Raw genomic sequence first — 26,940 nt, forward strand, 5'->3', positions numbered from 1 at the left:
GGGTGCGGGCCCAGGGGCCCGGATGTGATGAGTGCAGTGCGGGCCTGGCGCCCGAGGTGCAGTGAGTGCAGGATGTGCGGTGGACGCCCGTCGTGAAGTGACACGTCCGGGTGCGTCCTGGGCAAAATGTTACCGTGAACAATTCTTGTGACGCAACAGCGCCGGAGCGACTTCGGTAACGATCGTGCATTAACGCCGAGGACCCGCCGCCTCCCGGAGGAGGGGGCGGGCCATGAGGAAGCCGCTCCGCGGCTGCTCGACCAGCAGGGGTGCGCCCCTGCAGGGGTCAGACGAGGGCGCCGCCCGCGGCGACGAGCCGGCCGCGGTGCAGCACCAGGCGGTCCGGGTCGCGGTCCATCACGGCGGCGGTGGGAGTGTCGCCCCGCAGGACGACGAGCTCGGAGGGGTCGCCCACCGCGAGTCCCGGGCGGTCGGCGACGGAGGCGAGCCGGTGCAGCCCGCCGTCGATGACCGACGCGCCGCCCCAGGTCGCGACCGCGAGCGCGTGCTCGATGTCGATGTCGTTGTCGAAGCCCTGGCCGTGGGACAGGAGGAACGCCCGCTCGAGCATGTCGCCGTTGCCCCACGGGGACCAGTAGTCGCGCTGGCCGTCCATGCCGAGGCCGACGCGCACCCCGGCGGCGAGGAGGTCGAGCAGGGGGAGCTCGGCGCCGTGGCCGGGCGCGATCGTCGTCAGCGCCACATCGAGCGACGCGAGTGTCTCGATGGCGGCGGCCACTCCCCGGGCGGGTGACGACAGGGCGAACGCGTGCGAGATCGAGACTCTGCCCTGGAGTCCGTGTGCGCGGATCCGCTCGGCGATCAGGTCCATCGAGAAGAGCCCGAGGGAGCCGCGCTCGTGCAGGTGGATGTCGAGTCCGACGTCGTGCTTCTCCGCGAGGGCGAAGACGGCGTCGAGGTGGCGGACCGGGTCGCGGTCGATCTCGCACGGGTCGATGCCGCCGATCAGGTCGCCGCCGAGGGAGAGGGCCTCGTCGAGCAGCTCGACCACTCCGGGCTCGACGAAGACGCCGACCTGGGGGAAGACCACGATCTCGACGTCGCTGCGGTCGCGGTGCGCCTCGCGGGCGGCGAGCACGCCCTCGAACTTCTCGAGCCCGGAGTCGGCGTCCACCTGGGCGTGGCTGCGGACCCGGGTCGCCCCCTTCTCGATCATCGTCCGGAGGGTCGCGGTCGCGCGGTCGGCGACCGGCGCCTCGGCGCTGCGCCAGTGCGCGCGGTCGTTCATGATCCGGCCCCAGCGTCCCTCCTCGCCGGTGCGCGGCCGGAAGGGCAAGCCGAGCCGCGTCGAGTCGAGGTGCACGTGCACGTCGGAGAAGGAGGGGATCAGGATCCCGTCACGCCCCTCGATCACCGCGTCGACCTCGCCGGGTGCCCCCTCGCCGACCGCGGTGATCGCGACGATCCCGGTCTCGTCGACGACGACGTCGCGTGCCTCGCCGCCCCAGGGGCGGACGTCGCGGAGGAGCGTGGAGTGCGGCATGGGCGGAGCCTTTCGGATGCGAGGAGTGGTGGTCACGGGTCAGTCGGCGAACGTCACGTCGCTCAGCACGTACTCGCCGTCGGCGCGGGGCGTCCAGTCGAGGCCGGGGGCGACCGCGTAGTCGGCGTCCGGGGTGAACAGTGGTGCGATGAAGGCGTTGTCGATGTTGGTCTGCGCGATCTCGCCGAACACCGCGGTGCGCTCGTCGCCGGTCACGGTCCGCTGCTCCTCGACCAGGGCGGCGAGCTCGGGCGACTTCGCGTAGTCGTTCTGGCCGCCGGCGAAGAGGTTCGTGGCCGGCATGTCGCCGTCCATCGTCGACGGCGCCCAGGTGTTGAGATAGAGCCCCTCGACCGAGACGGTGCCGTAGATGATGTTCGACAGGCTCGCCTGGTCGGTGCCCTTCAGCTCGACCGTCATGCCCGCCGCCTCGAGGTAGCCGCCGATCGCCTGGGCGATCTCGGACGACAGGGGGATGCGCCCCTCCGTCGCGTACTGGAGAGGGATGGTCTCGCCCGAGTAGCCGGCCTCGGCGAGCAGCGCCTTCGCGGCGTCGGGGTCGTACTCGGTGGCGTCGAGGTCGGCGTAGCCCGCCACGTCCGGCGCCACGATCTGGTCGTTCGGGACCGCGCGGCCGCTGAGGACGCCGTCGACCAGGGACTGCTTGTCGATGGCCAGCCCGATCGCCTGGCGGATGCGGGGGTCGGCGAGCACTCCGGTGCTCGAGTTCATCCCGAGGAAGGTGACGCCGTTCGCCGTGCGCGAGGCGACGTCGACACCGCTCCCGCTCAGCGAGTCGACCTGGTTGGGCGAGATGAGGGCGATGTCGAGGCTTCCCGACGAGACGCCGTTCAGCCGTGCGTCGGAGTCGCCGACGGTCTGGAAGGTGACCTTCTCGACCTCGGGCTCCTCGCCCCAGTAGTCGGGGTTCCGCTCGATGACGTACTCGACGCCGCGGGTGTAGCTGACGAAGCGGAACGGCCCGCTGCCGACGGGAGCGGCGGCGAAGCCCTCGGAGCCGAGCTCGGTGTAGACCGATTCGGGCACGATCGAGATCGCGGTGGTGATCGAGGGCCACGGCGAGAACGGGGCGTTCAGGGTGAAGACGACGGTGGTGTCGTCGGTCGCCTCGACCGACTGGAGGACGCCCATGTAGCCGAGGTTGTCGGAGTCCGGCGAGGCCAGGATCGTGCTGTACGTGAACGCCACGTCGCCGGCCGTGACCGGGTCGCCGTTCGAGAACGTCGCGTCGTCGCGGAGCGTGAACGTCCACGTCGTGAGGTCCTCGCTCGGCGTCCACTCGGTGGCGAGTGAGGGCTCGATCGCCCCGTCCGCATCGAGCTTCGTCAGCTGGTCGAAGACGTTGTAGTAGTAGTTGTAGCCCGCGAGCGACCCGTCCATGATCGGGTCGGGCGCGCTCTCCGGCTCGGCCACCTGGCCGATGACGAGGTCGCGGTCGGCCGAGGCGCTCGAGGCTCCCGAGCAGCCGGTGAGAGCGGCGATCGCGAGGGCGATCGTCGTGAGGGCGAGGGTCGAGGTGGCGCGGTTCCGGGTCATGAGCGGTGGGTTCCTTCGCTGAGGGTGGAGACGGGCTGAGGGGAGGCGGCCGGCGCGTTCGGCCGCTGCCGGGGATCGGAGAGAGGGATGGAGTCGAGGAGCGAGCGCGTGTAGGGGTGCGCGGGGGCGCCGAACACCTGATCGCGGGTGCCGACCTCGACGAACTCGCCGCGGTTCATCACCGCGACCCGATCGGAGAGGTAGCGCACCACCGCCAGGTCGTGGGCGATGAAGAGATAGGAGAGCCCGCGGGCGGCCTGCAGGTCCTTGAGCAGGTTGATGACCTGCGCCTGCACCGACACGTCCAGGGCGGAGACGGGCTCGTCGAGCACCAGCACGTCGGGCTCGAGCGCCAGAGCACGGGCGATGCCGATCCGCTGGCGCTGTCCGCCCGAGAACTGGCCGGGACGCCGCTCCAGCGCGTCGGTCCCGAGGCCGACGTCGTCGAGGAGCGAGACCACGCGGTCGCGGGAGTAGCGGCCGGCGATGCGCAGCGGCTCCGCCACGATCTCGTGCGCCGTCAGCCTCGGGTTCAGGGCCGAGTACGGATCCTGGAACACCAGCTGCATCCGGTTCTGCACGCTCCGGCGCTCGCGGCTGGAGAGGGTGTCGAGCCGGCGCCCGAGCACCTCGATCGAGCCGCTCGCCACCGGGTTCAGGCCGAAGACCGTGCGGACGAGGGTCGACTTGCCGCAGCCGGACTCGCCGACCAGCCCCAGGGTCTCGCCGCGCGCGAGCTCGAACGACACGCCCTTGACGGCCTCGATCACGCGGCGCGAGCGCAGGCCCGTGCGCTGGGTGAACCGCACGTGCAGGTCGTCGACCTTCAGCACGGCGTCCTTCAGTGCCGGGGCGCTCACGCGGTCACCTCCGCGGCGAAGCGCGGGGTCTGCTGCGCGTAGTGGCAGGCGGCCCAGCGGTCGCGGCCGAGGTCCTCGAGCAGCGGCTCGAGCTGTGTGCAGAGCTCGGATTTCGCGGGCAGCTCGCAGCGCGGAGCGAAAGGGCAGCCGCGGGGGCGGTTCTGCGGCGACGGCGGCGAGCCCGGGATCGCGTAGACCCGATCGCCGGAGTCGCGCTCGGCCGAGAGCAGGCTGCCGAGCAGCCCCGCCGTGTACGGGTGCGCGGGCCGGCCGAAGACGTCCCAGACCGAGCCCCGCTCGACCACGCGACCGGAGTAGAGGATGCAGACCGCATCGGCGACCTCGGCCACGAGGCCGAGATCGTGCGTGATGAGCACCATCGCCGCGTCGGTCTTCGCCCGCACGGTGCCGAGGACGGTCATGATCTGCGCCTGGATCGTCACGTCCAGCGCGGTCGTCGGCTCGTCGGCGATGAGCACCGAGGGCTCGTTGGCCATCGCCATCGCGATGACGGCGCGCTGCCGCATGCCTCCCGACCACTGGTGCGGGTACTGGCGAGCGCGCTGCTCCGGCTCGGGGACCCCGACATCGGTCAGCAGTCCCGTCACGCGGCGGCGCACCTCGGCGCGCCCGAGCGCGCGGTCGTGCACCCGGAGGGCCCGCCCGATCTGACCGCCCACCCGCTTGACCGGGTTGAGCGCCGTCATCGGGTCCTGGAAGATCATCGCGAGCTCGCTGCCGCGCAGACCCCGCAGCTCGGGCTCCGGCATCCCGAGGACGTCGCGGCCGCGGTAGTGCACGGTGCCGTCGAGCACTTCCAGGCCCTCGGGCAGCAGGCCGAGCACGGCGAGCATCGTGACGCTCTTGCCCGAGCCCGACTCGCCCACGAGGCAGAGCACCTCCCGCTCGTGCAGGGTGAAGGAGACGCGGTCGACGAGGACGACGGTGTCGCCGTGCTCGTCGGTGTAGCCGACGCTGAGGCTCCGGACGTCGAGGAGGACCGCACGGTCCTCGGGGGAGGCGGTGGTGGTCATCGGAGGCTCCGCTTCACGGATCGTCGTGACGTGCGTCGGACAGTGGTGGCCGAGCCCTCGGCGGTGAAGCGCTGGCTCAGCAGGTTGGTGCCGGCGACCGTGAGGAAGATCGCGGCGCCGGGGATGATCGCGAGGTGCGGCGCCTGGCGGACGTAGTCCTGGCCCTCGCTGATCATCAGGCCCCAGCTCGGTGTCGGCGCCTGCACGCCGAGACCGAGGAAGTCGAAGGAGGAGGTCAGCAGCATGACCGCGCCGATGTCGCTGGAGGCGAGGATCATCATCTGCACCGCGACGTTCGGCACGATGTGCCGCCGCACGGTCCACAGCCCGCCCGCTCCCTGCAGGCGCGGTGCGAGCACGAAGTCGCGGTCGCGCAACGCCATCGCGGTGCTCCGGGCGACCCTCGCGTATCCGACCCAATAGGTCGCGGCGAGCACCGTGATCATCAGCCAGACGCTCGGGCCGAGCGAGGCGGCGAGGGCGATCAGCACCAGGATCACGGGCATCGCGAGCTGGATGTCGGCGAGCCCCATCAGCACGTTGTCGGTCCTGCCGCCGACGTAGCCCGACCAGGTGCCGACGGCCATGCCGACGAGGCTGTTGACGACCACGATCAGCAGGACGATCCCGAGGGTGACCCGGCCGGCGAGCGCGAGCCGACTGGCCTCGTCCCGCCCGAGCGCGTCCGTGCCCAGCCAGTGCTCGGCGAACGCGCCCGGCGCGGCGAGGACGCTCGAGAGGTCCTGCGCGAAAGGGTCGTAGCCCGGCAGCAGCGGATACACGAGCGAGAAGAGGACGATCGAGCCGACCATCGCCGCCCCGAGGACCTGCAGCGCGGGAACGCGGCGACCGCGGGCGAAGGCCGTGGTGATGCCGGCGCGCAGGGCGCCGGTGCGGATGATCTCGGTGGTGGTCATGCGAGCCTCACTCGGGGATCGATGAGCCCGGAGACGACGTCGACGAGCAGGTTGGCGAGGATGAACAGCAGGGCGACGACGATCAGACCCGACTGGACGACCGGGAAGTCGCGGGAGTAGACCGCGCCGAGCATCAGCTGCCCCATCCCGGGCCAGGCGAAGACGTTCTCGACGATCACCAGGCCGCCGAGGAACGAGCCGAGGCTGATGCCGGCGACCGTGAGCACGGGGAGGAACGCGTTCGGGAGCAGCTCGCCGACGACCACGCGGAAGCGGTTCTCGCCCCGGGCGAAGGCGGTGCGGGCGTAGTCCTGCGTCGACTGCTCGGTCAGCGCGTTGTCGAGCAGGCGCGTGTAGAGCACGAACTGACCCGTCGCGATGGTGAGCGCCGGCATGATGATCGCCAGCGGATCCCGGTTGCCGAGCGAGGGCAGCAGGCCCAGCCAGACCGACAGCACCAGCACCAGCAGCAGGCCGAAGAAGAAGTCGGGGATCGCCTGGCGGGTCGAGCCGAGGCCGAGCGAGAGGGCGCGGAGCCCGCGGGAGCGGGTGAGCTGGATGACGACTCCGGCGACCAGTGCGAGCGCCAGCCCGAGCAGCAGGCCGACCGCGCCGAGCGAGAGCGATGCGGGCAGCCGCTCGAGCACCAGCTGCATCGACGAGACGCCCGCCTGACGGTAGGAGTCGCCGAAGTCGCCGGTGAGGAGCCCGCCGAGGTAGCGGAGGTACTGCTGCCAGAGCGGCAGGTCGAAGCCGAGGCGCTGGTTCAGGTCGGCGATCTGCTCGGGTGTCGCGTTCTCGGTGAGCAGGAGCGCCGCGGGGCTGCCGCTGAGGCGGCCCAGGCCGAACGCGATCGTGACGACGGCGAAGATCGTCGCGAGACCCTGGGCGAGTCGTCTGACGAGGTAGGGGCCCATCGCGCCGCCTCCGTTCGAGTGGGTGTCCGTGGTGCTGTCGGTATACAGAATTGCGCCTTCTCTGTTTCGTGCGCGTCTCCGGAGGTTTCCGGGGTGTAAACACTTTTGCGCCGATTAGTATCCTTCTGACCTCCGAAACGCGCCTAAAAGCCGGTATTTGGTGCGTTGCCACTCGTTCTGGATACCAAAATGACGACGCCTGCGATAGACCACGATGATGCGGTTGGGCGGTCAGTGCATACAGAATGAGCGCAGGAGGATCACATGTCGACACGCATCATCACGTCGGAGGAGTGCGAGGCGCTCACCGAGTGGCCCGGTCTGATCGCCGCACTCGCCGACGCCCACCGGGCGCTCGCCAGTGGCGGCGCGGTGCAGCCCGTCCCCGAGGCCCTGCGGATCCCGGGGGACGCCAGCGCCGACGGCCCCGCCGCCGTCCCGATGGTCGCCTTCGCGCCGTACCTCGGTCTCGCCTCGGTGAAGCTGCTGATCGACGCCCCGCGCAACCGCGCGAGCGGGCTGCCGCCGCAGCGCTCGACGGTCTCGCTCTACTCCGCCGACACCGCGGAGTGCCTGGCACTGATCGACGGCCGCGCGCTGACGCGCCTGCGGACGGCGGCGGTCTCGGCGCTCGCGACCTCGGCCCTGGCCCGTCCCGACTCCCGGATCCTCACCCTGGTCGGCGCCGGTCCGCTCGCCCGCGAGCACGCGCTCGCCCTCGGCTCGGTGCTCGAGCTCGACGAGGTGCGGGTCTGGTCGCCGTCGGGCTCCAGCGCCACGGCGCTCGCCGCGGAGCTCGTCGCGAACGGCGTGTCGGCGACGGCTCCCGAGGGTCTGGCGGATGCGGTGCGCGGCTCCGACGTCGTGTGCACGCTGACGCCGTCGGTCGAGCCGCTGCTCGACGCGGCCTGGCTCACCGATGGCGTGCATGTCAACGCGGTCGGGTCGCCGCCTCGACACGGCTACCGCGAGCTCGGCGCCGACGTCTTCGCGCGGGCGGACCGGGTCGTGGTCGACACCCGCGGGATCGCCTTCTCCGAGTCGGACAACGTGCGCCGCTCCGGTCTCCGGCCCGCCGACGTGGCGGAGCTGGGGGAGGTGCTGACCGGCCGGACCGGGGGCCGCTCGTCGCGCGACGATGTGACCGTCTTCAACAGTGTCGGCATCGGCCTGCAGGATCTGGCTGCGGGCGCCCACGTGCTCGCCCGGGCTGAGCGCGCGGCCCTCGGTGTCGAGGTCGAGACGCGGGCCGTCCGGTGACGGTCGCGCCGCCGACCCGGTTGAATAGGGGGAGCCGAGCGAAGGAGGCCCGCGTGACCGGCATCGCCCCCGAGGAGTCGCTGACGGCGCAGACCTATCGCACGCTCCGCCGCGAGATCATCCTGGGCCGGTATCCGCAGGGGTCGCGGCTGGTCGAGTCGACGCTGGCGAGCGAGCTGAAGGTGTCGCGGCTGCCGATCCGCGAGGCGGTGCCGCAGCTCGAGAACGAGGGCTTCGTGCGCACCCTGCCGCGGCGCAGCTCGCGCGTCACGGAGTGGACCACCGCCGATGTCACGGAGCTGTTCGACGTGCGCCTGAGCCTGGAGACGCTCGCCGCCCGCCTGGCCGCCCGGCGCGTCGCAGAGGGCGTGTCACCCGAGCCGCTGCACGAGGCCATCGCAGCCGAGCACCGGGCGCTCGACAGCGAGGACTGGCTGCTCGTCGCCGAGACCAGCACGATCGTGCACGAGGCGATCGTCGACATCGCCGGCAGCGCACTGCTCGGCTCGCTGATGCGGGCGGTCAGCGGGCGGATGACGTGGCTGTTCTATCTGACCTCCGCGCGCGACCAGCACCAGCAGTCCGACGAGCACCAGGGACTGCTCGAGGCGATCCTCTCCGGGAACGACCGTCTCGCCGAGTCGATCGCCTTCACCCACATCGAGAAGGGCCGTGCCCCGTCGCTGAAGCTGCTCGCCGGCTAGCCCGCCGTGCAACTCCCTGAGGGTGCCCGCTTCATGCTGATCGAGTAGCCCGCGTGCGGGCGTATCGAGATGCACCGTGTGCAGTTGGTGGGGTCTCGATACGCCGCTGCGCGGCTACTCGACCAGCAAGGGCTCGCTACGCGCGGGGCGTCGCGCGCCGGCGCAGGAGCAGCGCCCCGCCGCCGAGCAGGAGCGCGAGCGCTCCGAGCGGCAGCAGCGACAGGTCGGTGCCGGTGGCGGCCAGGTCGCCGTCGGGGCCGGCGACCGGCGCGGGCGCGTGCGGCGCGGGATCGCCCGGCGCCGGAACCACGGGCGGCGCGGTCTCGGTCGGCATCGGCACGGCCGTCGCGGTGGCGGTGGCGGTCGGCGTCGGCACCGGCTCCGTCCCCTCCTGCGCGAGCACAGGCACGGTCGACCAGTCGATGTCGCTCGCCAGGCCGTACGAGGTGTACGACGGCTGGTTGTACGCGGTCTGCTGGCGCGCGACCTCGACCCGGTACTGCGGGTCGTGCATCAGCGTGGTCAGCTTGCGGTCGGTGACCTCGGTGCTCGAGTAGATCCGGATCGCGCTCGAGTCCGCGGTCGGCAGCAGCAGCTCCTCGCGCCAGTCGCCGAGCACGTCCGCCACGAGCGACGGGTTGCCCTTCGTGCCGTTGTTCGTCACCGTGCCCTCGGCCGAGAGAAGCACCGTGCCGTCACCGGTGACGATCGTCGGAGTGACGGGCGTCGCGTCCTGCATCGTCGTGCTGGCCACGATCTGCGTGGTCATGTCCGCGGCCCAGCGGATGCTCTGGTTGGTGCCGGGCTGCTCGGCGGGGTCCCCGCCGTCGAGCGGCTCGCCGCTCGCCGAGAGCGTTCCGATCGCCCAGACCTCCTGGCCGGGGATCGCGGGATCGATGTCGCCGATCATCCCGCGGCCGGTGTCCTTGCCGGAGTAGGCGCCGAAGAGCACCTCGCCGGTCGCAGCGTCGCGCAGCGCGTAGCCGTAGGGGGCGCCGACTCCGCCCTCGTGCACGGAGAAGATCTCGAGCCCGGGGTTCGCCGGGTCGATGTCGGTCACGTGCATCGCGTCGCCGTGGCCGAGCTTGGCCTCGGTGCCGGGCGCGCTGCTGCCCTCGGGCAGGGTGTCGTAGGAGCTGTAGAGCAGGCTGCCGTCGTCGTCGAGGGTGGCGGAGCCGTAGACGATCTCCTGCCGGCCGTCGCCGTCGACGTCCGCCGCGCTGAGCGAGTGGAAGCCCTGCGTGGTGAGCGTCGCCCACTCCGGGCTGGTGCCCTCGCGGCCGTGCGGGGTGTCGTTGAAGGGGTTGGTCAGCGGGACGTGGCCGCTGTCGGCGACCCAGCGCTGCGAGAGCTCGCTGCCGTCCCAGTCGTAGGCGACGACGACCGCGCGGGTGTAGTAGCCGCGGGCGAAGACGGCGGACTGCGTCTCGCCGTCGAAGGAGGCGACGCCTGCGAGGAAGCGGTCGTTGCGGTTGCCCGGCTCGATCCGGGAGTAGGCGTAGTCGCCCCAGAGCAGGCCGTCGTCTCCGCGGGCCGGCTCGTAGGCGACGGTCTGCAGCTCCTCGCCGGACTCGCCGTCGAACACCGTGAGGTACTCGGGGCCGGTCAGGATGAAGCCCTCGAAGGTGGTGAGGTCGTTGCGGTCGCTCCGGCTCGGCGCGTAGACGTCGATGAAGTAGTCGGCGAGCTCCGTCGCCCCGGCGCGGTCGAGGGGGTAGGCGTGCGTCGGCGCGATGCCGAACGCCTCCTCGAGCGTCGCGGGCCACTGGCCGGAGGTGACCTCCTCGCGGGTGCCCCAGCCCTCGAAGACCCCGATGAGGTGCTCGCGGTAGCCGGCGGCGGAGAGGCGGTAGTCGTCCTGCGGGGTGACGCCCGCGGCGACGTCCTCGGGGAGGAGCGTGATCGACTCGGCGCGGGCGGTGTCGCCGCCGGGCAGGATCGTCGTGCCCGGCGCGGTCTTCGTCATGATCTCGGAGCGGCCGTCGCCGTCGAAGTCGGAGACGAGGAACTGCGTGTAGTGCGCGCCGGAGCGGATGTTCACGCCCAGGTCGATGCGGTGCAGCAGCGTGCCGTCGGCCTCGTAGGTGTCGAGGTAGGTGCTGCCGGTGTAGCCCTTCTGCGAGACGTCCTTCGCGTTCGAGGGGTACCACTTCACGACGTACTCGTAGTCGCCGTCGCCGTCCATGTCGCCGACGCTCATGTCGTTGGCGCTGTAGGTGTAGGCCTCGCCGGCGGGGGTGACGCCGTCGGCCGGCTTCTGCAGCGGCAGCGTCTCGAAGGCGTCGGCCGAGGCGGTGGCCGGAGCGCTCGGCTCGCCGGGCTCGCCGTCGACGAGCGGGACGACGCGGTACTCGTCACCGGGTGCGCCCGCCGGGTCGTGCAGGTTGGTGCTGTCGGTGACGACCCCGATCCGCTCCGCCCCGCGGTAGACGGCGAAGTCGGCGCCGACCATCCCGCTGTCGGAGGAGCCGGTCACCTCCGTCGCGAGCAGCCGCCAGCTGACGAAGACGCCGCCGTCGGGCGAGGCGAGCGCGACGACACCGCGGTCGAGGTCCTCGAGCTGCGCGGTGAGGACGGGGTTGGCGGGGACGGCGGGCGGCGCGGTGGTCTGCGCTGCGGCAGCGGATGCGCCGGTCAGCGCGAGCCCCGCGGCGAGCGCGAGGCCGAGGCCGGAGCGGAGCGCCCCGGCGGCGGTGGTCGGACGGAACGGACGTGAATTCGGCATTGAATCCCTCGGCATCGATGGTCCGGGATGCAGGAATGCGCTTTCCCCGGTCCCGCGCCACCCTAGTGAGACGTTTCACAGGGGTCAACCGTGTCCACCGGATCTCGATACGCCCTCTGCGAGGGCTACTCGATCAGCAGGGAGCGCGTCACCAGGGGTCGTCGGTCGCGTCGTCGTCCGTCGTGTCGGCGGCGATCATCTCGACGATGGTGTCGACGGTGAGCCAGGGGCCGTTGCTGACCTCGCCGATCTTCTCGCGGTCCTTGAAGACGACGATGCGGTCGCTGAGGCGCACCACCTCCTCCAGCTCGGAGGAGATGTAGACGATGGAGACGCCCTCCTTGGCGAGTTGGGCGATGTGCGCCTGGATCTCGACCTTCGAGGCGACGTCGATGCCGCGGGCCGGCTCGTCGAGCACCAGCAGACGGGGCCGGGTGGCGAGCCAGCGCGCCAGGACGACCTTCTGCTGATTGCCGCCGGAGAGGTACTTCACCGGCATGTCCGGGTCGGCCGGCGTGATGTTCAGCGCCTCGACGTAGGTGGCGACGAGCGTGTCGGTCTCGGCCGCCGACAGCGGGTGCGCCCAGCCGCGCAGCGCCTGCAGCCCGAGCACGAGGTTCTCGCGCAGCGACAGGTCGCCGATGATCCCGTCCTCGCGGCGGTTCTCGCTGGAGTGCGCGATGCGGTTGCGCAGCCCCGACACCGGATCGACGATGTCCGCGTGCTCGCCGTCGATCAGCACCTCGCCGCTGTCCGGCCGCTCCACGCCGCTGAGCAGCGACGCCAGCTCGGTGCGTCCGGAGCCGCGCAAGCCCGCGAAGCCGACGATCTCGCCGCGGTGCAGCTCGATGTCGGTGGGGGAGACGGCGCCCCGGCGGCCGATGCCGACCGCGCGGTAGATCGCGGGGCCGGTGGGCTGGCGGCGGTGCTCGCGGCGGTCGGAGCCGATCTGCCGGAGCGCGTCGATGTCCTTGCCGATCATCTTCGCGATCAGCTCGGCCCGGTCCATCCGCCCGGCCGGGTACTCGCCCTCGGTGCAGCCGTCGCGGAGCACGGTGATGCGGTCGCTGAGGGTGAGCACCTGCTCGAGGAAGTGCGAGACGAAGACGATCGCGACGCCCTGGCCGCGCAGCCGCCGCAGCACCGTGAAGAGCCGGGCGACATCACCGAGGTCCAGGCTCGAGGTCGGCTCGTCGAGGATCAGCACCCGCGGCCGGTCGACCATCGCGCGGCCGATCGCGACCAGCTGCCGGATCGCGGGCGAGAGCGAGCGCAGCGGCAGGCGCGGGTCGAGGTCCTCGAGGCCCAGCTCGGCCAGCATCTCGGCCGCCCGCGCGTGGGTGCGCGACCAGGAGATGCCGAGGCGCCCGCGGATCTCGTGCCCGATCATCACGTTCTCGCCGATGCTGAGGTTGTCGGTCAGCCGCTCGTCCTGGAAGACCGCGGTGATGCCGGCGGCCTTCGCGTCGGCCGGTCCGCTGAAGCGCCGGGCGACGCCGTCGACGACGATCTCACCGGCGTCGGGCTGGTGGATCCCGGTGAGCGTCTTGATCAGCGTGGACTTGCCCGCGCCGTTCTCGCCCATCAGGCCGTGGATCTCGCCCGGCACGAGGCGCAGCCGCGCACCGGCCAGCGCGGGCCCGGAGGAGAAGGAGACGTGGATGCCCGTCATCTCCACGACCGGGTCCGGGCGTGCGGGACCGGGGCGTGCGGGAGTCGTCGTCGACTGAACTGACACGTGCCGTCCTCGGTTCGTGTGCGGGGCGGCGCCGGGGGAGCGTCGCGCCAGGGGTGCCGCCGATGATACGCGAGCGCCGGTCGCGAGCGTCAGCTGCGGGGCGGCGCCGTCGACTCGCGCACCACGAGCTCGGTGGGGATGCGGGTGCGCTGCGGGATCTCCTGGCCACGGATCCGCGCGTGGATCACCTCGGCGACGGTGGTGCCGAGCTTGTCGAAGTCCTGCCGAACCGTGGTCAGCGGGGGCAGGAAGTGCCGGGCGGTGGGCAGGTCGTCGAAGCCGACGATGCTGACGTCCTGCGGCACGCGGATGCCGCGCTCGACGAGACCGTGGATGACGCCGAGCGCCATCTCGTCGTTCGCGACGACCATCGCGGTGAACTCCGGGACCGACTGCAGGCTGCGGGCGAACTCGTAGCCGGAGTCCGGAGTCCAGTCGCCGATGACGATCGGGCGCTCGCGCATCCCCCACGCCTTCGCCCGGCTGTGGAAGGCGCGCTCGCGGGCGCGGGCGTCGAGCCAGTCGAGCGGGCCGGACATGTGCAGCACGTCGCGGTGGCCGAGCGAGGCCAGGTGGTCGACCGCCTGGCTCATCCCGGCCTGCTGGTCGACCGAGACGGTGAGGAAGTTCGCGTCCTTGTCGGACTTCACGACGAGAGTGGGCACGCCGATCTCGACGGTGCGGAGCGTCGCGACGGAGGAGGAGCGCGGCGCGATCACGCAGAGCGCGTCGATCCCGAGGCCGGAGAGGTGCCGGATCGCGTCGACGGGGCTCATGTCCTGGTCGTCGCGCAGCGCGACGGAGGTGACGGAGTAGCCCTTCTCGCGCGCGGCCCGCTCGATGGCCCGGAGGGTGCTGGAGGGGCCGAACTCGGCGCCGCTCTCGATCATCACGCCGATGCGGTCGGTGCGCTGGGTGACGAGGGAGCGCGCCGCGATGTTGGGGCGGTAGTCGAGCTCGGAGACGGCCTCGAGGACCTTCTGCCGGGTCGACTCCTTGATGTTCGGGTGCCCGCTGAGCACCCGGGAGACCGTCATGTGCGAGACGCCGGCGACCGCGGCGACATGCCGGAGGTTGGGCCGATCGGCCATGGCGCGGACCTCCTCCGCTCCCCTGAGGGGAGAGCCGGGCACCCTCGGTGCGGCGGGATGACGAGGGCTCGACATCGCGGGTCCGTTCAGCATAGTCAAGCGGGCCCGGGGGATCGGCTCCGGGGCGATTCAGCCGGTGACGCTCAGGATCAGCGACCGCGCTCCCGGCTCGCCGGGGACGGAGCGGACGGTGAGGAGTCCGGTCCCCGCGTCCCAGCTCGTGCGCCAGGCGGGGAGCCCGGCGGGGAAGGCCGTCCGCACCTCGACCGCGCGGCCGAGGAGGCTGGGGGACGCGAGGGTCGTCTCGCCCGCGTCGTCGCCGCGGTCCCAGAGCGAGAGCGAGATCGCGTCCGGTCCGCGCAGCGCGGAGGCGACCCAGCGGTCGGTCCAGCCCGGCAGGCCGAGCGGCCAGAGCGGCACCGACGCGACCAGGTGCGCCCGGAGCTCGCCGGCGGTGCGCACGGCCTCGGCGACGAGCGCACGCTGCTGCGCCGTCATCCGATCCAGGTGGCCGGTGAGGAGGAGCCGGCCCGCGAGGCCCGTCACCAGCGTGAAGGCGATCGCCTCGTCGCTCATCTCCGGCTGCGGGCAGGCCCAGTTCGCGGCCTGCTCGGGGAGCATCGAGAGCGGGGCCGCTGCGGCGATCGGCGGCGCGAGCACCGGATCCTCCTGGTCGGAGGTCGACTGCAGCTGCAGCCGGGAGAGCATCGCGGAGTCGGCGCGCATCGCTCCGGAGGCGCAGTTCTCGAGGATCAGCTGCGGGTGGCGATCGAGCACGCCGTCGATCCAGGCGAGGTGCGCGCGGGAGTGCTCGAGGAGTCCCGCGCCGGCGCTCGTCGCGTCGCGGTCGGTGCCGGGGCCCGGATCGATGTTGTAGTCGAGCTTGACGTAGCCGATGCCGAACTCGCGGACGAGCCGGTCCACGGTCTCGTCGAGGTGCGCACGGGCTGCAGGATGGCGCAGATCGAGGTGGTGGCGGCCGCTCTCCTCCACCCGGATCCCCGAGCGGGAGAGGAACGCCCCGTCGGGCAGGGACCGGGCGAGCGGGCTGCCGGTGCCGATCACCTCGGGCTCGAGCCAGAGCCCGGGCACCATGCCGTGGCCGCGGATCGCGTCGACGACCTCGCCGAGTCCGCCCGGGAAGCGCCGGGTCGACGGCGTCCACGCGCCGACGGTGTCCCACCAGGACTCGGTCTCGGCGTACCAGCCGGCGTCGACGCAGAACACCTCGGCGCCGACCTCGGCCGCCGCGGCGATCAGCGGCAGGAGCTTCGCGGTCGTCGGGTCGCCGCCGAGGGTGTTCAGGTAGTCGTTGAAGACCAGCGCGGGGCGGCGGTCGTCCGGGTGGGCGCGCCGGGCCGACCGCTTCGCCCGGGTGAGGGCCGCGGCGGCGTGCTCGAGGCCGGTGCCGACGGCGACGAGCGCCGGCACCGAGGTGAAGGACTCACCGGGCGCGAGGAGCACGGACCACTGGTGGTCGCGGTCCGTGGGGCCGGAGGCGGCGAGGTAGGCGTCGCCGATCTGCTCGCCGGCCTCCCAGCGCCACGGGCCGTTGTGCGTGACCTCGCAGAGCCAGGTGACGTCCTGCCGCCGTGAGCGGAGCGCGGCGAGCGGGAGGGCGCCGCCGGTCGACCAGGTGCCGGTCGCGGTGCGGACGACCGACTCGCGCGGGGGCTGCTCGGTGTGCTCCGGATGGAGGTCGGGCAGGAGTGCGCGCAGCTCGCGGGCCTCCCAGCGGCCCTCGCCCAGCCACTCGCTGCGGCCCTCGAGCAGCTCCCAGTCCGCGGCCGGGTCGGCGGCGGCGCCGGCGTCCAGCCGGGTGCCGAGCGGCATCGCCCAGCTGGTGACGGCGGTGAGCAGCACCGGCCCGGTGCCCGCGTTCTCGACGGTCGTGCTCGCGCGGAGGGCGGTGCCGAGCGCGTCGATCGTGGTCGTGGCGCGCAGGCCGTCGTCGCTCGCCGAGACGATCCGAAGGACGGTCGCCTCGCCCTCGCCCCCGCCCCCGGCCTCGTGCGAGACGTAGCGGAGGGAGTCGCCGATCGCGGTCTGCACGAGCCGGTCGGTGGAGGTGACGTGGCCCCGGCCGGCGGTCAGGATCCCGACCAGCGGCAGTGCGTGCTCGAAGCGGATCTCGAGCTCGCCGGAGACGAGTCGCGTGAGGCTCACGGGGGCGTCGGGGGAGCGGCGGAACTCGAGCTCGAGCGGCCCGGCGCGCCAGGAGAGGGTCTGCGCTGACATGGGGGATCTCCGATCGCACGAAACGTTCGCCTCGGACTCTAGGCGCGGTGTGCGGGAGGGATCAAGGGCGGAAGCGAAACGTTTCGCCCCAGTGGTGGGAAGGAGCCGGGGAAGGGCTGCTCGGAGGGGTTTGACCTTGCGCAACTGCCGCTGTTACCGTGAACAAATTCTCGCCCCGGCTCTCGGGGCCGCGCTCCTGCGGCCCGACGGGGGCGCCCGCATCACGATCGACGACGGAGTCATCCATGCACCTGACCGCGCCCGCACCGGGCCTGCGCCGCCGGCTGATCGCCGGTCTCCTGATCCTGCTGGCGGCGATCGTGGCGCTGCCGCTGGCCGCCGCGAGCCCCGCGGCCGCGATCGGCGAGTCGACCTTCACGAATCCGCTCGAGCCGGACACGGCCGACCCGACGATCGAGTTCCACGACGGGAACTACTACCTCGTCGCCACGACCTGGGACAACCGCGTGGTGATGCGCAAGGCGCCGACGCTCGCGGCGCTCGGCACCGCGACTCCGGTGACCGTCTACTCCGACACGAACCCGGGCCGGAACGCGAACATGTGGGCGCCCGAGCTGCAGCGGCTCGAGGGCCCGAACGGCTGGCGCTGGTACCTGATGTACACGATGGGGACCGCCGGGAACTTCGACGGCCAGCACCTCCAGGTGATCGAGAGCGCGGGCGACGACCCGATGGGCCCCTACAGCTACAAGGGCCGGCCGGTCCCGGTCGACTCCTGGAACATCGACGGCGCCTACCTGCAGCTGAACGGCGAGCTCTTCATGACCTGGTCGGCGTTCCAGCCGGGCAACGGGCTGCAGAGCAACTACATCGCCCGGATGTCGGACCCGTGGACCGCGGTCGGCCCGCTGAACGTGCTGTCGGAGCCGGTCGAGCCGTGGGAGACCATCGGCATGCCGGTCAACGAGGGCCCGATTCCGCTGCAGAAGGACGGCCGCACCTGGATCGTCTACTCGGCGAGCTTCTGCGGCACCGAGGACTACCAGCTCGGCACCCTCGAGTACGACGGCACCGGCGACCCCGTGCTCGCCTCCTCCTGGACCAAGAGCGACGGACCGGTCTTCTCGAAGGCGAACGGCGAGTACGGCACCGGCCACAACGACTTCTTCGACTCGCCCGACGGCACCGAGACCTGGAATCTCTACCACGCGAACCCCGGCCCGAACGACGGCTGCAGCCGCCAGCGCTCGGCCCGCGCGCACCTCGTGGACTGGACCGCCGAGGGCGAGCCCGACTTCGGCACGCCTCTCGGCACCGCCGCCCGGATCCCCGTGCCCAGCGGCGAGAACGCGCCGATCACGGCCCGCGTCGATGGTGCGCCCTGGCAGCTGGTCAGCCGCAGCACCGGCCTCTGCGCCACGGTGTCCTCCGCCCAGAGCGGCGACGGCGCCGGCGTCGTGCAGGGCTCCTGCGCCACGCCCCGCGCGAGCTGGACGCTCGACAGCACCGGCGACGGCTTCGTCCGCATCGTGAACGCCAGCAGCGGGAAGTCGCTCGGGCCGGTCGGCTGCTCGACCGCCTCGGGTGCGTCGCTGCAGCAGTCCGCGTGGCTGACCGCCTCCTGCCAGCAGTGGACGGTGGCTCCGGGTTCCGGCGGCTACTCGACGCTGACGAGTCGCACGGGCGGCAAGGCGCTCGACGCGGTCTCCGGAGCGATCCGCCAGTCGACGCCGAGCGCCGCCGCCTCGCAGGAGTGGGCGCTGCGCCCGGTCGGCGCGGTCGCCGTCACCTCGCTCGTCACCGGCAAGGCCTTCGACCTGCCGAACTGCTCCACCGCCGACGGCGCGGTGCTGCAGCAGCGGGAGTGGCTCGGCTCGCCGTGCCAGCGCGTGACGTTCACGGCCGCCGCGGACGGCGCCGTCGAGATGCACCCCGTCTCGGCCGCGGCCAAGTGCCTCGCGGTCACCGGAGGCTCCAGCGCCGACGGCGCGACCGTCACGCAGGGCGCGTGCGGCGTGACCGGCAGCAGCTGGCGGCTCCGCCCGGGCAACGACGGCACCGTCGAGCTCCGCGCCGTTCACAGCGGCAAGGCGCTCGACCTGTCGAACTGCTCGGACCAGAACGGCACCCGGATCGGCCAGTGGAGCGTGCTGAACAACGACTGCCAGCGCTTCCGCGTCTCGCTCGGTGCGCCGGCCGCTCCGGTCGCTCTGCAGCTCGCCGCCACCTCGTCGGTGCGCTGCGTCGCGGGCAAGCCGGTGCTCACCACGACGGTGAAGAACGCGGACGACCTGCCCGCCGACATCACCGTCACCACCGCCTCCGGCACCAAGACCTTCCCGGCGGTCGCCGGCGGGAAGAACGCCACGGCGAGCTTCACGGTGCGCCAGCCGACGCTGGCCGCCGGCTCGGCCTCGGTGACAGGCGCCGGAGTCGACGACGCGGGCCGCGCGGCCACGCAGTCGGCCGCCTACCCCGCGATCACCTGCTGACGCCGGGGTCTCGATACGCCCCTGCGGGGCTACTCGACCAGCATGGGGCGCCCCCTTTTTCTGCTGGTCGAGTAGCCCGCGCAGCGGGCGTATCGAGACCCACCCTTCAGACCACCCGCCCCCCGTGCAAAGGAGCACCATGCCCACCCCCACCCGCCGCGCGCCCTTCCGTGCGGCCCTCGCCGCCCTCGGCCTCGGGGCGGTGCTCGCCGCCGGCCTCGTCGCCCCCACCGCGACGGCCGCCGACGCCGCGGTCCCCACCGCCGGCCTCCTCGCCGACTACCGCTTCAGCCAGACGACCGGCGCGACCGTCCCCAACTCGGCGGGCGGAGCTGTGGGAGCCGCGCGCGTCGTGAACGGGACGGACGCGCTCTGGACCGGCACGTCACTCCGTCTCACCGGCGGCGCGAAGACCAGCGCTGCCCCCTGGGTCGAGCTGCCCGACGACCTGCTCACGGGCAAGACGTCAGGGACGGTCACGATCGAGACCCGCGCCGACGCCTCGATGCTCTCGAACTTCCACTTCCTCTGGAACATCGGCAGCGACAGCACCTCGCAGTACTGGTTCGCCTCTGTGCGCGACAAGGTGCGCACCGCGATCACGACCACCGGCGGCGGCGGCGAGAACAACGCCCGCAGCGCGTCCGGCATCGCGGCCGACCGCTGGTACAGCCTCAGCTCGGTGATCGACGGCGCCGCCGGCACGATCTCGTTCTACGTCGACGGCACCCGCGTCACCTCCGCGCCCACCGCGCTGCGGCCCGCCTCGGTGGCGGACCAGTCGCTGAACGCCATCGGCCGCGCGCCCTACCCCGACCCCTTCTTCAAGGGGGAGGTGTCGACGTTCCGCGTCTACGACCGCGCCCTCACCGGCGAGGAGGTCGCGACCGTGTCGACCGTCGACGCGAAGCTGCACGCCTCGTCGTTCGCGCCGCTGACCGCGGCCGTGCTCGACGGCGTCACTGCGCTGACCATCGACGACTCGACCACGAACCTGCCCGACTACGGTGGCACCGTGACCTGGGCCTCGAACGACCCCACCCTCCGCGTCTCCGCCGACGGCCGCACGCTCGCCACCGATCGCCCCGCCGCGGGCCAGGCCGCCCGCACGTCGTCGCTGACCGCGACCGCGTCGATCCGCGGCGTCGCGCAGTCCCGTGCCGTCGCCGTCACCGTCGAGCCGCAGGTCGGCGTCGACACCCCCTACGGCTATCTGATGGTGCACTTCGTCGAGGACGCGCAGGGCTACGCCGAGAAGATCTACCTCGACGTCTCCCGCGGCGACGACCCGGAGAAGTGGGACCCGCTGAACGGCGGGAAGCCGATCCTCGCGTCCGACCTCGGCACGACCGGCGTCCGCGACCCGTACCTCACCTACAACCCCGAGACGAAGAAGTACTACATCATCGCCACCGACCTCCGCGTCTTCGGCGGCGACCAGGGCTCGGGCTCGTGCACCACCTGGTGCTACTGGACCACGCAGGGCAGCACGAAGATGAACGTCTGGGAGTCGAGCGACCTCGTCTCCTGGAGCGACCTGCGCCAGTTCGACGTCGCGCTCGATGCGGCCGGCGCGAAGCAGCTCGAGGCCGGCATGATGTGGGCGCCCGAGGCGACCTGGGTCGCCGACTACAACGGGGCCGGCAAGGGCGCGTTCGTCGTCTACTGGTCCTCGACCGTGTACCCGAACGCCGCGCACACGCCCGGCACCGGAGCGTCGCGGGTGCTCTGGGGTGCGACCACCGACTTCACCCAGGCCACGTACTCCTACGGCGGCACCTTCATCGACACCGGCGCCGACGTCATCGACACCACGATGATCCAGGACGGCGGCACGACCTACCGCATCTCGAAGGACAACGGCACCGGCCGCGGCATCTACATGGAGTCCACGACCGCGAAGCAGTGGTGGCTGCCGTCCACTGCGTGGACGCAGCTGCAGGACCGCATCGGCGCCGTCTGGGCCGGCGGCAACGCCGGGGGAGTGGAGGGGCCGGCCGTCTTCAAGGACCACGACGCGGATCGCTGGTACCTCTACGTCGACGTCATCCCCTCCACCGGCTACCGGCCGATGGTGACCACCGACCTCGACGCCGGCTGGACCCAGCTGAACGACCCCGGCTTCTCGCTGGCGCCGTCGACCAAGCACGGCGGCATCGTCTCGCTCACCGCCGGCCAGTACACCGAGGTGCGCGCGGCCGACGCCGCGACCGCCGTGCGCTCCGACCTGGGCGAGGTCGGCTCCGTCGCCGCGCTGCCCGCCCGGGCCGACGTCGTCCTCGCCTACGACCGCGGCACCACCTCGCAGCCGGTGACCTGGGACACGTCCTCCGTCGGCACCGCTTCCGGCCGCTACCCGGTCACCGGAGTCGTGCGCACCATCGGCGCGAACGACAACCAGTGGGTCGGAGCGGGCGGATCGACCGCGTACAACGCGCCCGGCCGCGTGCTCTCCAGCTCGACGGCCGTGCGGGTGACCGCGACGGTGGTCGTGTCCGCGGCGACGGCGACCCTGACGTCGTCCACCCGTTGCGTAGCAGGCAAGGTCGTCGTCACCGGAGTCGTGAAGAACACCGGCACCTCGCCGCTGTCCGTCGTGATCCGCTCGGCCTGGGGCACCTCGCCCACGCTGACCGCGGCCCCCGGCGCGAACGCGACCCACGCCTTCACCACCCGCGCCACGTCCGTCCCGGCGGGCACGCTGACCGCGACGGCCGGCGGCGCCACCCTGCAGTCCCCGTACACGGCCCGCACCTGCGGCTGACGCGAACATGCTGGTCGAGTAGTGCGCAGCGCGTATCGAGACCCACCCGTCGGGTGATGGTGGGTCTCGATGCGCCCTCTGCGAGGGCTACTCGATCAGCATGGATCAGGGCAGGTGTGCTGGGCAGGGATGAGCGACCCATGTTGGTCGAGTAGCGCGAAGCGCGTATCGAGACCCACCCATCAGGCGACGGTGGATCTCGATACGCCCTCTCGGAGGGCTACTCGATCAGCATGAGGCGGCGCGTATCGAGACCGGCGTTCGTCAGAACGGGGGCGGTGCGTCGTCGAAGCGGGGGCCCGGCGGGGCGCCGGCGAGGGCGGGTGGGCGGATCGTGACGAGGCGGCCGGTGGGGGTGGTCCAGACGATGCTGCCGTCGGGGCGGGGGACGTAGGTCCAGCGGTCGCCGTGGCGGACGTGGTGGTGGGACGTGCAGAGGGAGACGAGGTTCTCCAGCGATGTCTCTCCGCCGTTCCTCCATTCGAGGGTGTGGTCGGCCTCCGCTCGGGAGGCGGTGCGGGTGCAGCCGGGGAAGCGGCAGGTCTGATCGCGCAGCTGGAGGTGCAGACGCATCTGGGGCGGCGGGACCCGGTAGGTGCGGCCGACGGACCTCACGGCGCGGGTGTCCGGATCGGTGAGCACTCGGGTGAAGGACGCACCGGTCGCGACCAGGGCGCGGGCGAGGTCGGCGGGGATGAGGCCGTAGCCGTCGAGGTCTGCGGGCGCGTCGTCGAGACCGACGGCGGTGGATGCAGCGAGGGTGAGGCGCACCTCCGCGCGGATCCCGGGCACGTACGACGCCGACACCTGAGGTCCGTCGCCCGCGGGGGTGGTGCCGGCGATGTCGCCGTCGCGGAGGAGGTCCGTGAGCACGTCGGCCTTCAGCTGTGCCAGCGTGCGCTCGTCGCCGCCGTCGCGGAGGGAGCGGGCGATGCGGTCGACGCGCTCGGCGATGCCCATCGCGTCCGGCGCGGGCAGCAGCGCACAGAGCGTCGCCATGCCGTCGACCTCCGGCGAGATCCAGACGGCGCGGTCCTGCCGGGCGCGGACGTGCCGCTGGGCGAGGGGCTCCTCGTGGAGCTCGTCGCGGAGTCTGGCGACGATCCGCCTCAGCTGCGTCGGGGTCACGTCCGGTGCGATCTCGGCGGCGCGCTCGTCGAAGCGGGCGCGGGAGGCGGCGGGCAGGGTGGCGGCGGTCGCGCAGACGATCTCGCTCGAGTCCCACAGCAGCCGGCCCTCGGCCAGCAGGGCGCGGGTGCGGGGGAGGTCCTCGACGAGCAGCCGGGCGTGCTCGAGGACCGTCTCCGTGGCCCGCTCGGACAGGCGGAGCTTGACCGCGAACTCGGCTCGGATGGACCGCTCGATCAGGGACCGCGCCTCGCTGCGGGAGAGCGACTTGCCGCGGGCGAACGCGTCGGGGACGGTGACCGCCGCGCGGTAGGCGAGGTGCAGGGTCTGCGCCCGGGAGAGGAGCAGCTGTGCGGAGGTGCGTCCGATCTCCGCGGCGATGTCGGTCAGCGCGTCGACGGCGGCGAGCGCGCTCGGCTGTCCTGCCGCTCCCGGGTCGCTGTGCTCATCCATACGCGTATTGAACAGGGACCACCGACACCCGAGCGGTCGTCGGGTGGAACCCTCGGACAACTCCGCGAGATCGGGTCTGTGGAGGAGAGTGCTACTCCCGTCGCCACTCCTCGAGGAACTCGGCGGTGGTCTTCGTCTCGAGCTCCAGCTCGATCTGCCCGAGCAGGACGTAGGGGTCGCCGATGTCGGCGGGGGTGCGGATGACCTCGGCGCCGGTGTCGAGGCGGGTGACCACGAGATCGTGCGTCGTCATCACGCCGCCGCCGAGCAGGGCGTCGATCGTCATCCGGATCCAGGTCAGCGTCCGGGGCCGCAGCTCGGCCCGCAGGTACTCGGCCGCGACCTCGCGCTCGCCGTCACCCTCGCTGTCCTCGTCCACGCCGTCACTGTAGCGAGCGCGCTGCACGGCTCGGCGTCAGTGGCGCACCTGGAACCAGCGGATCAGCTCGCGCAGCGCCGGCAGCGTCGCGCTCGCGTCGACATCGGTGTCGATGTCCTCGAAGGTGCTGCGGTAGCCCGGCAGCTCGGTCGTCATCGAGTCGGTGATCGCCTCGTACGCCATCGTCCAGGAGGGGAACAGCCGCTGCGCCGGCGCCTCCTCGAGCAGCACGCGCAGCCCGGCGTGCCGGGGGTCGTCGGCGATGATCGCCATCCGCTCGCGCAGCGTCGCGCTCGGTCCCTCGAGCAGCTGCAGGAACCGGCCGTCGCGGAACAGCAGGATGCCGGTCAGGCCGAGGCGCTCGTTGTTCGCGCGGCACTGCTCGAGCAGTGCGGGCAGGTCCGCCTCCTCGAGGCCGGCGGCGGTGTGGCTCGCGTAGACGATGGAGCGGAGGTCGTCGTCCTGGGACGGGCGAGCAGCGGAGTCGGACATGACGCCATCCCATCAGGGGCGCGGCGGGACGGCAGCCCCCTGCCCGGATCGGCGCGGCCCTGCTATGCGCTGCGCCAGGAGGCCTCACAGCAGATCCGTGCCGCCCGTCCGCCGCAGCGTCCTGCGGGCGAGGCCCCAGCCGAGCAGCCCCAGCCCGAACCACGCGGCGCCGAGCACGACGACAGCGCCCGTATGCACCGCGAGCGCGCCGATCGATCCTTCGCCGAGGAGCGTCCGCAGGGCGTCGGAGGCGTACCCCAGCGGCAGCACCCGGGCGACGGCCTCGACGACCGGCGGCAGCTCGGCCACCGGCGCCACGACTCCGCCGAGGACGGTCAGGACCGCCGTGAACGGCCCGACCCAGGCCAGCCCGTCGCGCGAGCGCAGGCCGAGCACCCCGACCGCGAACCCGCAGCCGCCGCCGGCCAGGGCCGCGCAGCCCGTGAGTGCGAGCGCGCCGGCGGCGACCTGCCACGAGACGCCCTGCCCGAACAGCAGGAGTGCCCAGACCAGCGAGACGAGACCCGCGGCGAACCCGACCGCCGCCCCCGCGAGCGCGACCCCGCTCCAGAGCAGGGCCGCCGGCCGGGCGCTGAGGAGGACGCTCCCGAGCACCGCGTCGTGCCGCATCCGGGTGAGCGACACGGTCACGCTGTCGACCGCGGTCAGAGTGGCCAGGAGGAGGCTCGCACCCGCGCCGACCACCAGCGACGGCGACCCGCGCGACCCCGCCACCGCCGCGAAATACAGCACCTGCAGCACCGGCCCGAGCACGACCGCGACCAGGAGCGTCCGGCGCGTCCGCGTGGCGTCGAACGACCGCAGCGCGACCACGATCGACGCCGCCACGAGCCCGCTCACGACAGCGCCAGCGTCCCGGCGAGCCGCGCCCGCCGCAGGGCCGTCCGCAGAATCAGGCGGGCAAGCAGCAAGGAGAGCAGAGACGTGATCAGCCCCTGCGCGCTCCAGAGCGCGATGACGTCGCCGGGCGCGCCACCCGAGACTCCGGCGTGCAGGATCTGCAATGCACCGGTCAGCGGATCGACGACCCCGAGCAGCTGCAGCGGCACCGGCAGCTGCGCGCGGTCGATGACGGCGCCGGAGAGGAGGAGGACGGGAGCGACGAGGACCGGCTCGTAGACCGTCGCGTGCGGTGTCAGCACGAAGAGGCCGGACAGCACGAGCGCGGTCGTCCCGCACGCGGCGAGGAGCAGGACGAGGCCGAGCGCGACGAGGGCGGGGGAGTGCGGCGCGAGTTCGACGCCGAGGAGTCGGGAGGCCACGACCGCGGCCGGGACTGACAGCAGCCCGACGCCGGCGCAGGCGAGTGAGATCGGCGCGAGCGCACCGCCCAGCGGCCGAGGAGTCAGCGCGATCTGCTCCAGCGTCCCCTGCGACCGCTGGTAGCCGAGGATCCCGACCGCCGCCGCGGTCACCGTCCACACGCCGACGACGGCTCCATCGACTCCCAGCGCCGGCCCGCCCCGACCCGCCTCGACGCGCAGGACGACGAAGACGACCGGTGCGATCAGAGCGGCCTGAACGAAGTAGGCGTTGCGGAGCAGCAGCCGCAGGTGGAAAGCGCCCTCCTGCAGCCCCGCGATCACTCCCGCCCTCCTCGGCACCGGTCGACGAGGGCGAGGTAGCCCTCCTCGAGGGTCGCCGGCCGGGTGGTCCAGGTGCCGGTCGGGAGGTCGGCGACGACGGCCGCCAGGGCGCGGAGGTCGGGCCGGCAGGAGTCCCAGCCGACGACCACGACGGGCCGGTCGGCGATGCTGTCGGAGCGGACCGAGCGGACGCCGTCGAGCGCGGAGATCCGGTCCGCGAGTGCCGCGGTGAGCGCCGGAGCGGCCAGGGTCGTCACCTCGCCCAGCCCGCCCGCCGCGGCGATGTCCCGCGGTCGCCCCGCCGCGCGGATCCGGCCGTCGAGGAGGACGAGGCTCCGGTCCGACAGCTCCTCCGCCTCGTGCAGGTGGTGGGTGGTCAGGAGGACGCCCCGCCCGTCCCGGCGCAGCTCGCGGATCAGGGCGCGGAGCACAGCGCCGCCTCCGGATCCAGCCCCACCGTCGGCTCGTCGAGCAGGAGCAGCGGCGGCTCCGCCAGCAGCCCGCGGGCGAGATGCAGCCGCTGGCGCATCCCGCGGGAGAACTCCTCGACGCGGTCGCCACGCCGCGCGCTGAGGTCGACCGCCGCGAGCACCTCGAGAATGCGGCTGTCCCTCCGCCGCCGCGGCACGCCCGCGAGCGACGCGAAGTACCGGAGGTTCTCGAGCGCGGTCGCGCGCAGGAAGAAGCCGCGCTCGCCGCCGAGGACGAGGGCGAGCCGACGCCGCGCCTCGTCCGGCCGCGCGACGGCGTCGACCCCGTCGACCCGGATCGAGCCGCTCGTCGGCGTCAGCAGCGTCGCGATCATCCGCGCGAGCGTCGTCTTCCCGGCGCCGTTCGGCCCGAGGAGCGCGACGACCTCGCCCGCCTCGACCCGCAGGCTCACGCCGCGGACGGCCCAGGATGCCTCCGGCCCGGCGCCGAATCGGCGCGACACTGCCTCGATATGCAGCAGCGGCGCCGTCGAATCCGCTCTGATCGTCACTCTCGTCCGCCCTTCGCCGCGGACCAGCGTTCCCCTTCTCCGCTCCCCGGTCCGCATCGCTGGCGCTCGCTGGGGACGGTGGCGGAGCTCGGCACCCGTGTCTTCGAGCCCGCTCAGCCCGCCTACCGAAACTTCAC

At 72.6% G+C, this 26,940-nt stretch carries 21 protein-coding genes; 4 read left to right on the forward strand and 17 right to left on the reverse strand.

Annotated features, from left to right (window positions below):
* Positions 1-286: 286 nt before the first annotated feature.
* Genes MT353_RS19360 through MT353_RS19385 form a run of 6 tightly spaced genes read right to left on the reverse strand, consistent with a single transcriptional unit; the run spans position 287 to position 6,789 of the window.
* Complete coding sequence (locus tag MT353_RS19360; RefSeq protein WP_160086791.1) at positions 287-1,504, reverse strand: amidohydrolase family protein; 1,218 nt, start codon at positions 1,502-1,504, stop codon at positions 287-289.
* Between the two features lie 39 nt (positions 1,505-1,543).
* Positions 1,544-3,061, reverse strand: a complete 1,518-nt coding sequence (locus tag MT353_RS19365) for an ABC transporter substrate-binding protein (protein WP_160086793.1) — start codon at positions 3,059-3,061, stop codon at positions 1,544-1,546.
* On the reverse strand, positions 3,058-3,921 hold the full coding sequence (locus MT353_RS19370; protein WP_208543728.1) for an ATP-binding cassette domain-containing protein: 864 nt from the start codon (positions 3,919-3,921) through the stop codon (positions 3,058-3,060). The genes MT353_RS19365 and MT353_RS19370 overlap by 4 nt, the downstream gene beginning before the upstream one ends.
* Positions 3,918-4,955, reverse strand: coding sequence for an ABC transporter ATP-binding protein (locus tag MT353_RS19375; protein WP_160086795.1), 1,038 nt, complete (start codon positions 4,953-4,955; stop codon positions 3,918-3,920). The genes MT353_RS19370 and MT353_RS19375 overlap by 4 nt, the downstream gene beginning before the upstream one ends.
* A complete protein-coding gene (locus tag MT353_RS19380) occupies positions 4,952-5,872 on the reverse strand; it encodes an ABC transporter permease (protein WP_243625643.1) in 921 nt (306 codons plus the stop codon). Before MT353_RS19380 ends, MT353_RS19375 begins: the two co-directional genes overlap by 4 nt.
* On the reverse strand, positions 5,869-6,789 hold the full coding sequence (locus MT353_RS19385; RefSeq protein ID WP_160086799.1) for an ABC transporter permease: 921 nt from the start codon (positions 6,787-6,789) through the stop codon (positions 5,869-5,871). Before MT353_RS19385 ends, MT353_RS19380 begins: the two co-directional genes overlap by 4 nt.
* Before the next feature lie 264 nt (positions 6,790-7,053).
* Here MT353_RS19385 and MT353_RS19390 point away from each other — a divergent pair, with 264 nt between their 5' ends.
* Together MT353_RS19390 and MT353_RS19395 are read left to right on the forward strand one after the other, a co-directional pair.
* Positions 7,054-8,049, forward strand: a complete 996-nt coding sequence (locus MT353_RS19390; protein ID WP_243625644.1) for an ornithine cyclodeaminase family protein — start codon at positions 7,054-7,056, stop codon at positions 8,047-8,049.
* Positions 8,050-8,102: 53 nt separating this feature from the next.
* Entirely contained in the window at positions 8,103-8,753 is a 651-nt protein-coding gene (locus tag MT353_RS19395) for a GntR family transcriptional regulator (protein WP_160086803.1), read from the forward strand.
* 136 nt (positions 8,754-8,889) lie between these two features.
* On the opposite strand, the gene MT353_RS19400 is transcribed toward MT353_RS19395, so the two are convergent.
* The 4 genes from MT353_RS19400 to MT353_RS19415 form a co-directional block, all read right to left on the reverse strand.
* The gene (locus MT353_RS19400; protein ID WP_243625645.1) at positions 8,890-11,478 is read right to left on the reverse strand and encodes a rhamnogalacturonan lyase; all 2,589 of its coding nucleotides are present in this window, start codon (positions 11,476-11,478) and stop codon (positions 8,890-8,892) included.
* Positions 11,479-11,626: 148 nt separating this feature from the next.
* Entirely contained in the window at positions 11,627-13,150 is a 1,524-nt protein-coding gene (locus MT353_RS19405; protein ID WP_243599800.1) for a sugar ABC transporter ATP-binding protein, read from the reverse strand.
* A 155-nt stretch (positions 13,151-13,305) separates the two neighbouring features.
* The gene (locus MT353_RS19410) at positions 13,306-14,307 is read right to left on the reverse strand and encodes a LacI family DNA-binding transcriptional regulator (RefSeq protein WP_165908983.1); all 1,002 of its coding nucleotides are present in this window, start codon (positions 14,305-14,307) and stop codon (positions 13,306-13,308) included.
* Between the two features lie 129 nt (positions 14,308-14,436).
* On the reverse strand, positions 14,437-16,545 hold the full coding sequence (locus MT353_RS19415) for a glycoside hydrolase family 36 protein (RefSeq protein ID WP_243625646.1): 2,109 nt from the start codon (positions 16,543-16,545) through the stop codon (positions 14,437-14,439).
* A gap of 245 nt (positions 16,546-16,790) precedes the next feature.
* Here MT353_RS19415 and MT353_RS19420 point away from each other — a divergent pair, with 245 nt between their 5' ends.
* Positions 16,791-18,998: an RICIN domain-containing protein gene (locus tag MT353_RS19420; RefSeq protein WP_243625647.1), complete on the forward strand. Its 2,208-nt coding sequence runs from the start codon at positions 16,791-16,793 to the stop codon at positions 18,996-18,998.
* 139 nt (positions 18,999-19,137) lie between these two features.
* A complete protein-coding gene (locus MT353_RS19425) occupies positions 19,138-21,762 on the forward strand; it encodes a LamG-like jellyroll fold domain-containing protein (RefSeq protein ID WP_243625648.1) in 2,625 nt (874 codons plus the stop codon).
* A gap of 264 nt (positions 21,763-22,026) precedes the next feature.
* On the opposite strand, the gene MT353_RS19430 is transcribed toward MT353_RS19425, so the two are convergent.
* The 7 genes from MT353_RS19430 to MT353_RS19460 all read right to left on the reverse strand — a co-directional run bounded on the left by MT353_RS19430 (position 22,027) and on the right by MT353_RS19460 (position 26,755).
* Positions 22,027-23,343: an HNH endonuclease signature motif containing protein gene (locus MT353_RS19430; RefSeq protein WP_243625649.1), complete on the reverse strand. Its 1,317-nt coding sequence runs from the start codon at positions 23,341-23,343 to the stop codon at positions 22,027-22,029.
* 91 nt (positions 23,344-23,434) lie between these two features.
* Entirely contained in the window at positions 23,435-23,722 is a 288-nt protein-coding gene (locus MT353_RS19435) for a hypothetical protein (RefSeq protein WP_243625650.1), read from the reverse strand.
* Between the two features lie 36 nt (positions 23,723-23,758).
* A complete protein-coding gene (locus MT353_RS19440) occupies positions 23,759-24,214 on the reverse strand; it encodes a BLUF domain-containing protein (protein WP_123734659.1) in 456 nt (151 codons plus the stop codon).
* Positions 24,215-24,298: 84 nt separating this feature from the next.
* Positions 24,299-25,075, reverse strand: a complete 777-nt coding sequence (locus tag MT353_RS19445) for an ABC transporter permease (RefSeq protein WP_243625651.1) — start codon at positions 25,073-25,075, stop codon at positions 24,299-24,301.
* Positions 25,072-25,821: an ABC transporter permease gene (locus tag MT353_RS19450; protein ID WP_243625652.1), complete on the reverse strand. Its 750-nt coding sequence runs from the start codon at positions 25,819-25,821 to the stop codon at positions 25,072-25,074. The genes MT353_RS19445 and MT353_RS19450 overlap by 4 nt, the downstream gene beginning before the upstream one ends.
* Positions 25,818-26,252: a hypothetical protein gene (locus MT353_RS19455; protein ID WP_243599737.1), complete on the reverse strand. Its 435-nt coding sequence runs from the start codon at positions 26,250-26,252 to the stop codon at positions 25,818-25,820. The genes MT353_RS19450 and MT353_RS19455 overlap by 4 nt, the downstream gene beginning before the upstream one ends.
* On the reverse strand, positions 26,237-26,755 hold the full coding sequence (locus MT353_RS19460; protein ID WP_243599738.1) for an ABC transporter ATP-binding protein: 519 nt from the start codon (positions 26,753-26,755) through the stop codon (positions 26,237-26,239). The genes MT353_RS19455 and MT353_RS19460 overlap by 16 nt, the downstream gene beginning before the upstream one ends.
* Positions 26,756-26,940: the final 185 nt, after the last annotated feature.

It is taken from the genome of Rathayibacter sp. VKM Ac-2927, assembly GCF_022815525.1.
Classification (GTDB): domain Bacteria; phylum Actinomycetota; class Actinomycetes; order Actinomycetales; family Microbacteriaceae; genus Rathayibacter; species Rathayibacter festucae.

What these genes read in the sequence shown, in the direction of transcription:
- MT353_RS19375 (WP_160086795.1), bottom strand. Translation starts at nt 4,955, where the DNA reads ATGACCACCACCGCCTCCCCCGAGGACCGTGCGGTCCTCCTCGACGTC.
- MT353_RS19385 (WP_160086799.1), bottom strand. Translation starts at nt 6,789, where the DNA reads ATGGGCCCCTACCTCGTCAGACGACTCGCCCAGGGTCTCGCGACGATC.
- MT353_RS19420 (WP_243625647.1), top strand. Translation starts at nt 16,791, where the DNA reads ATGCACCTGACCGCGCCCGCACCGGGCCTGCGCCGCCGGCTGATCGCC.
- MT353_RS19410 (WP_165908983.1), bottom strand. Translation starts at nt 14,307, where the DNA reads ATGGCCGATCGGCCCAACCTCCGGCATGTCGCCGCGGTCGCCGGCGTC.
- MT353_RS19390 (WP_243625644.1), top strand. Translation starts at nt 7,054, where the DNA reads ATGTCGACACGCATCATCACGTCGGAGGAGTGCGAGGCGCTCACCGAG.
- MT353_RS19380 (WP_243625643.1), bottom strand. Translation starts at nt 5,872, where the DNA reads ATGACCACCACCGAGATCATCCGCACCGGCGCCCTGCGCGCCGGCATC.
- MT353_RS19400 (WP_243625645.1), bottom strand. Translation starts at nt 11,478, where the DNA reads ATGCCGAATTCACGTCCGTTCCGTCCGACCACCGCCGCCGGGGCGCTC.
- MT353_RS19440 (WP_123734659.1), bottom strand. Translation starts at nt 24,214, where the DNA reads ATGTCCGACTCCGCTGCTCGCCCGTCCCAGGACGACGACCTCCGCTCC.
- MT353_RS19425 (WP_243625648.1), top strand. Translation starts at nt 19,138, where the DNA reads ATGCCCACCCCCACCCGCCGCGCGCCCTTCCGTGCGGCCCTCGCCGCC.
- MT353_RS19415 (WP_243625646.1), bottom strand. Translation starts at nt 16,545, where the DNA reads ATGTCAGCGCAGACCCTCTCCTGGCGCGCCGGGCCGCTCGAGCTCGAG.
- MT353_RS19360 (WP_160086791.1), bottom strand. Translation starts at nt 1,504, where the DNA reads ATGCCGCACTCCACGCTCCTCCGCGACGTCCGCCCCTGGGGCGGCGAG.
- MT353_RS19365 (WP_160086793.1), bottom strand. Translation starts at nt 3,061, where the DNA reads ATGACCCGGAACCGCGCCACCTCGACCCTCGCCCTCACGACGATCGCC.
- MT353_RS19430 (WP_243625649.1), bottom strand. Translation starts at nt 23,343, where the DNA reads ATGGATGAGCACAGCGACCCGGGAGCGGCAGGACAGCCGAGCGCGCTC.
- MT353_RS19405 (WP_243599800.1), bottom strand. Translation starts at nt 13,150, where the DNA reads ATGACGGGCATCCACGTCTCCTTCTCCTCCGGGCCCGCGCTGGCCGGT.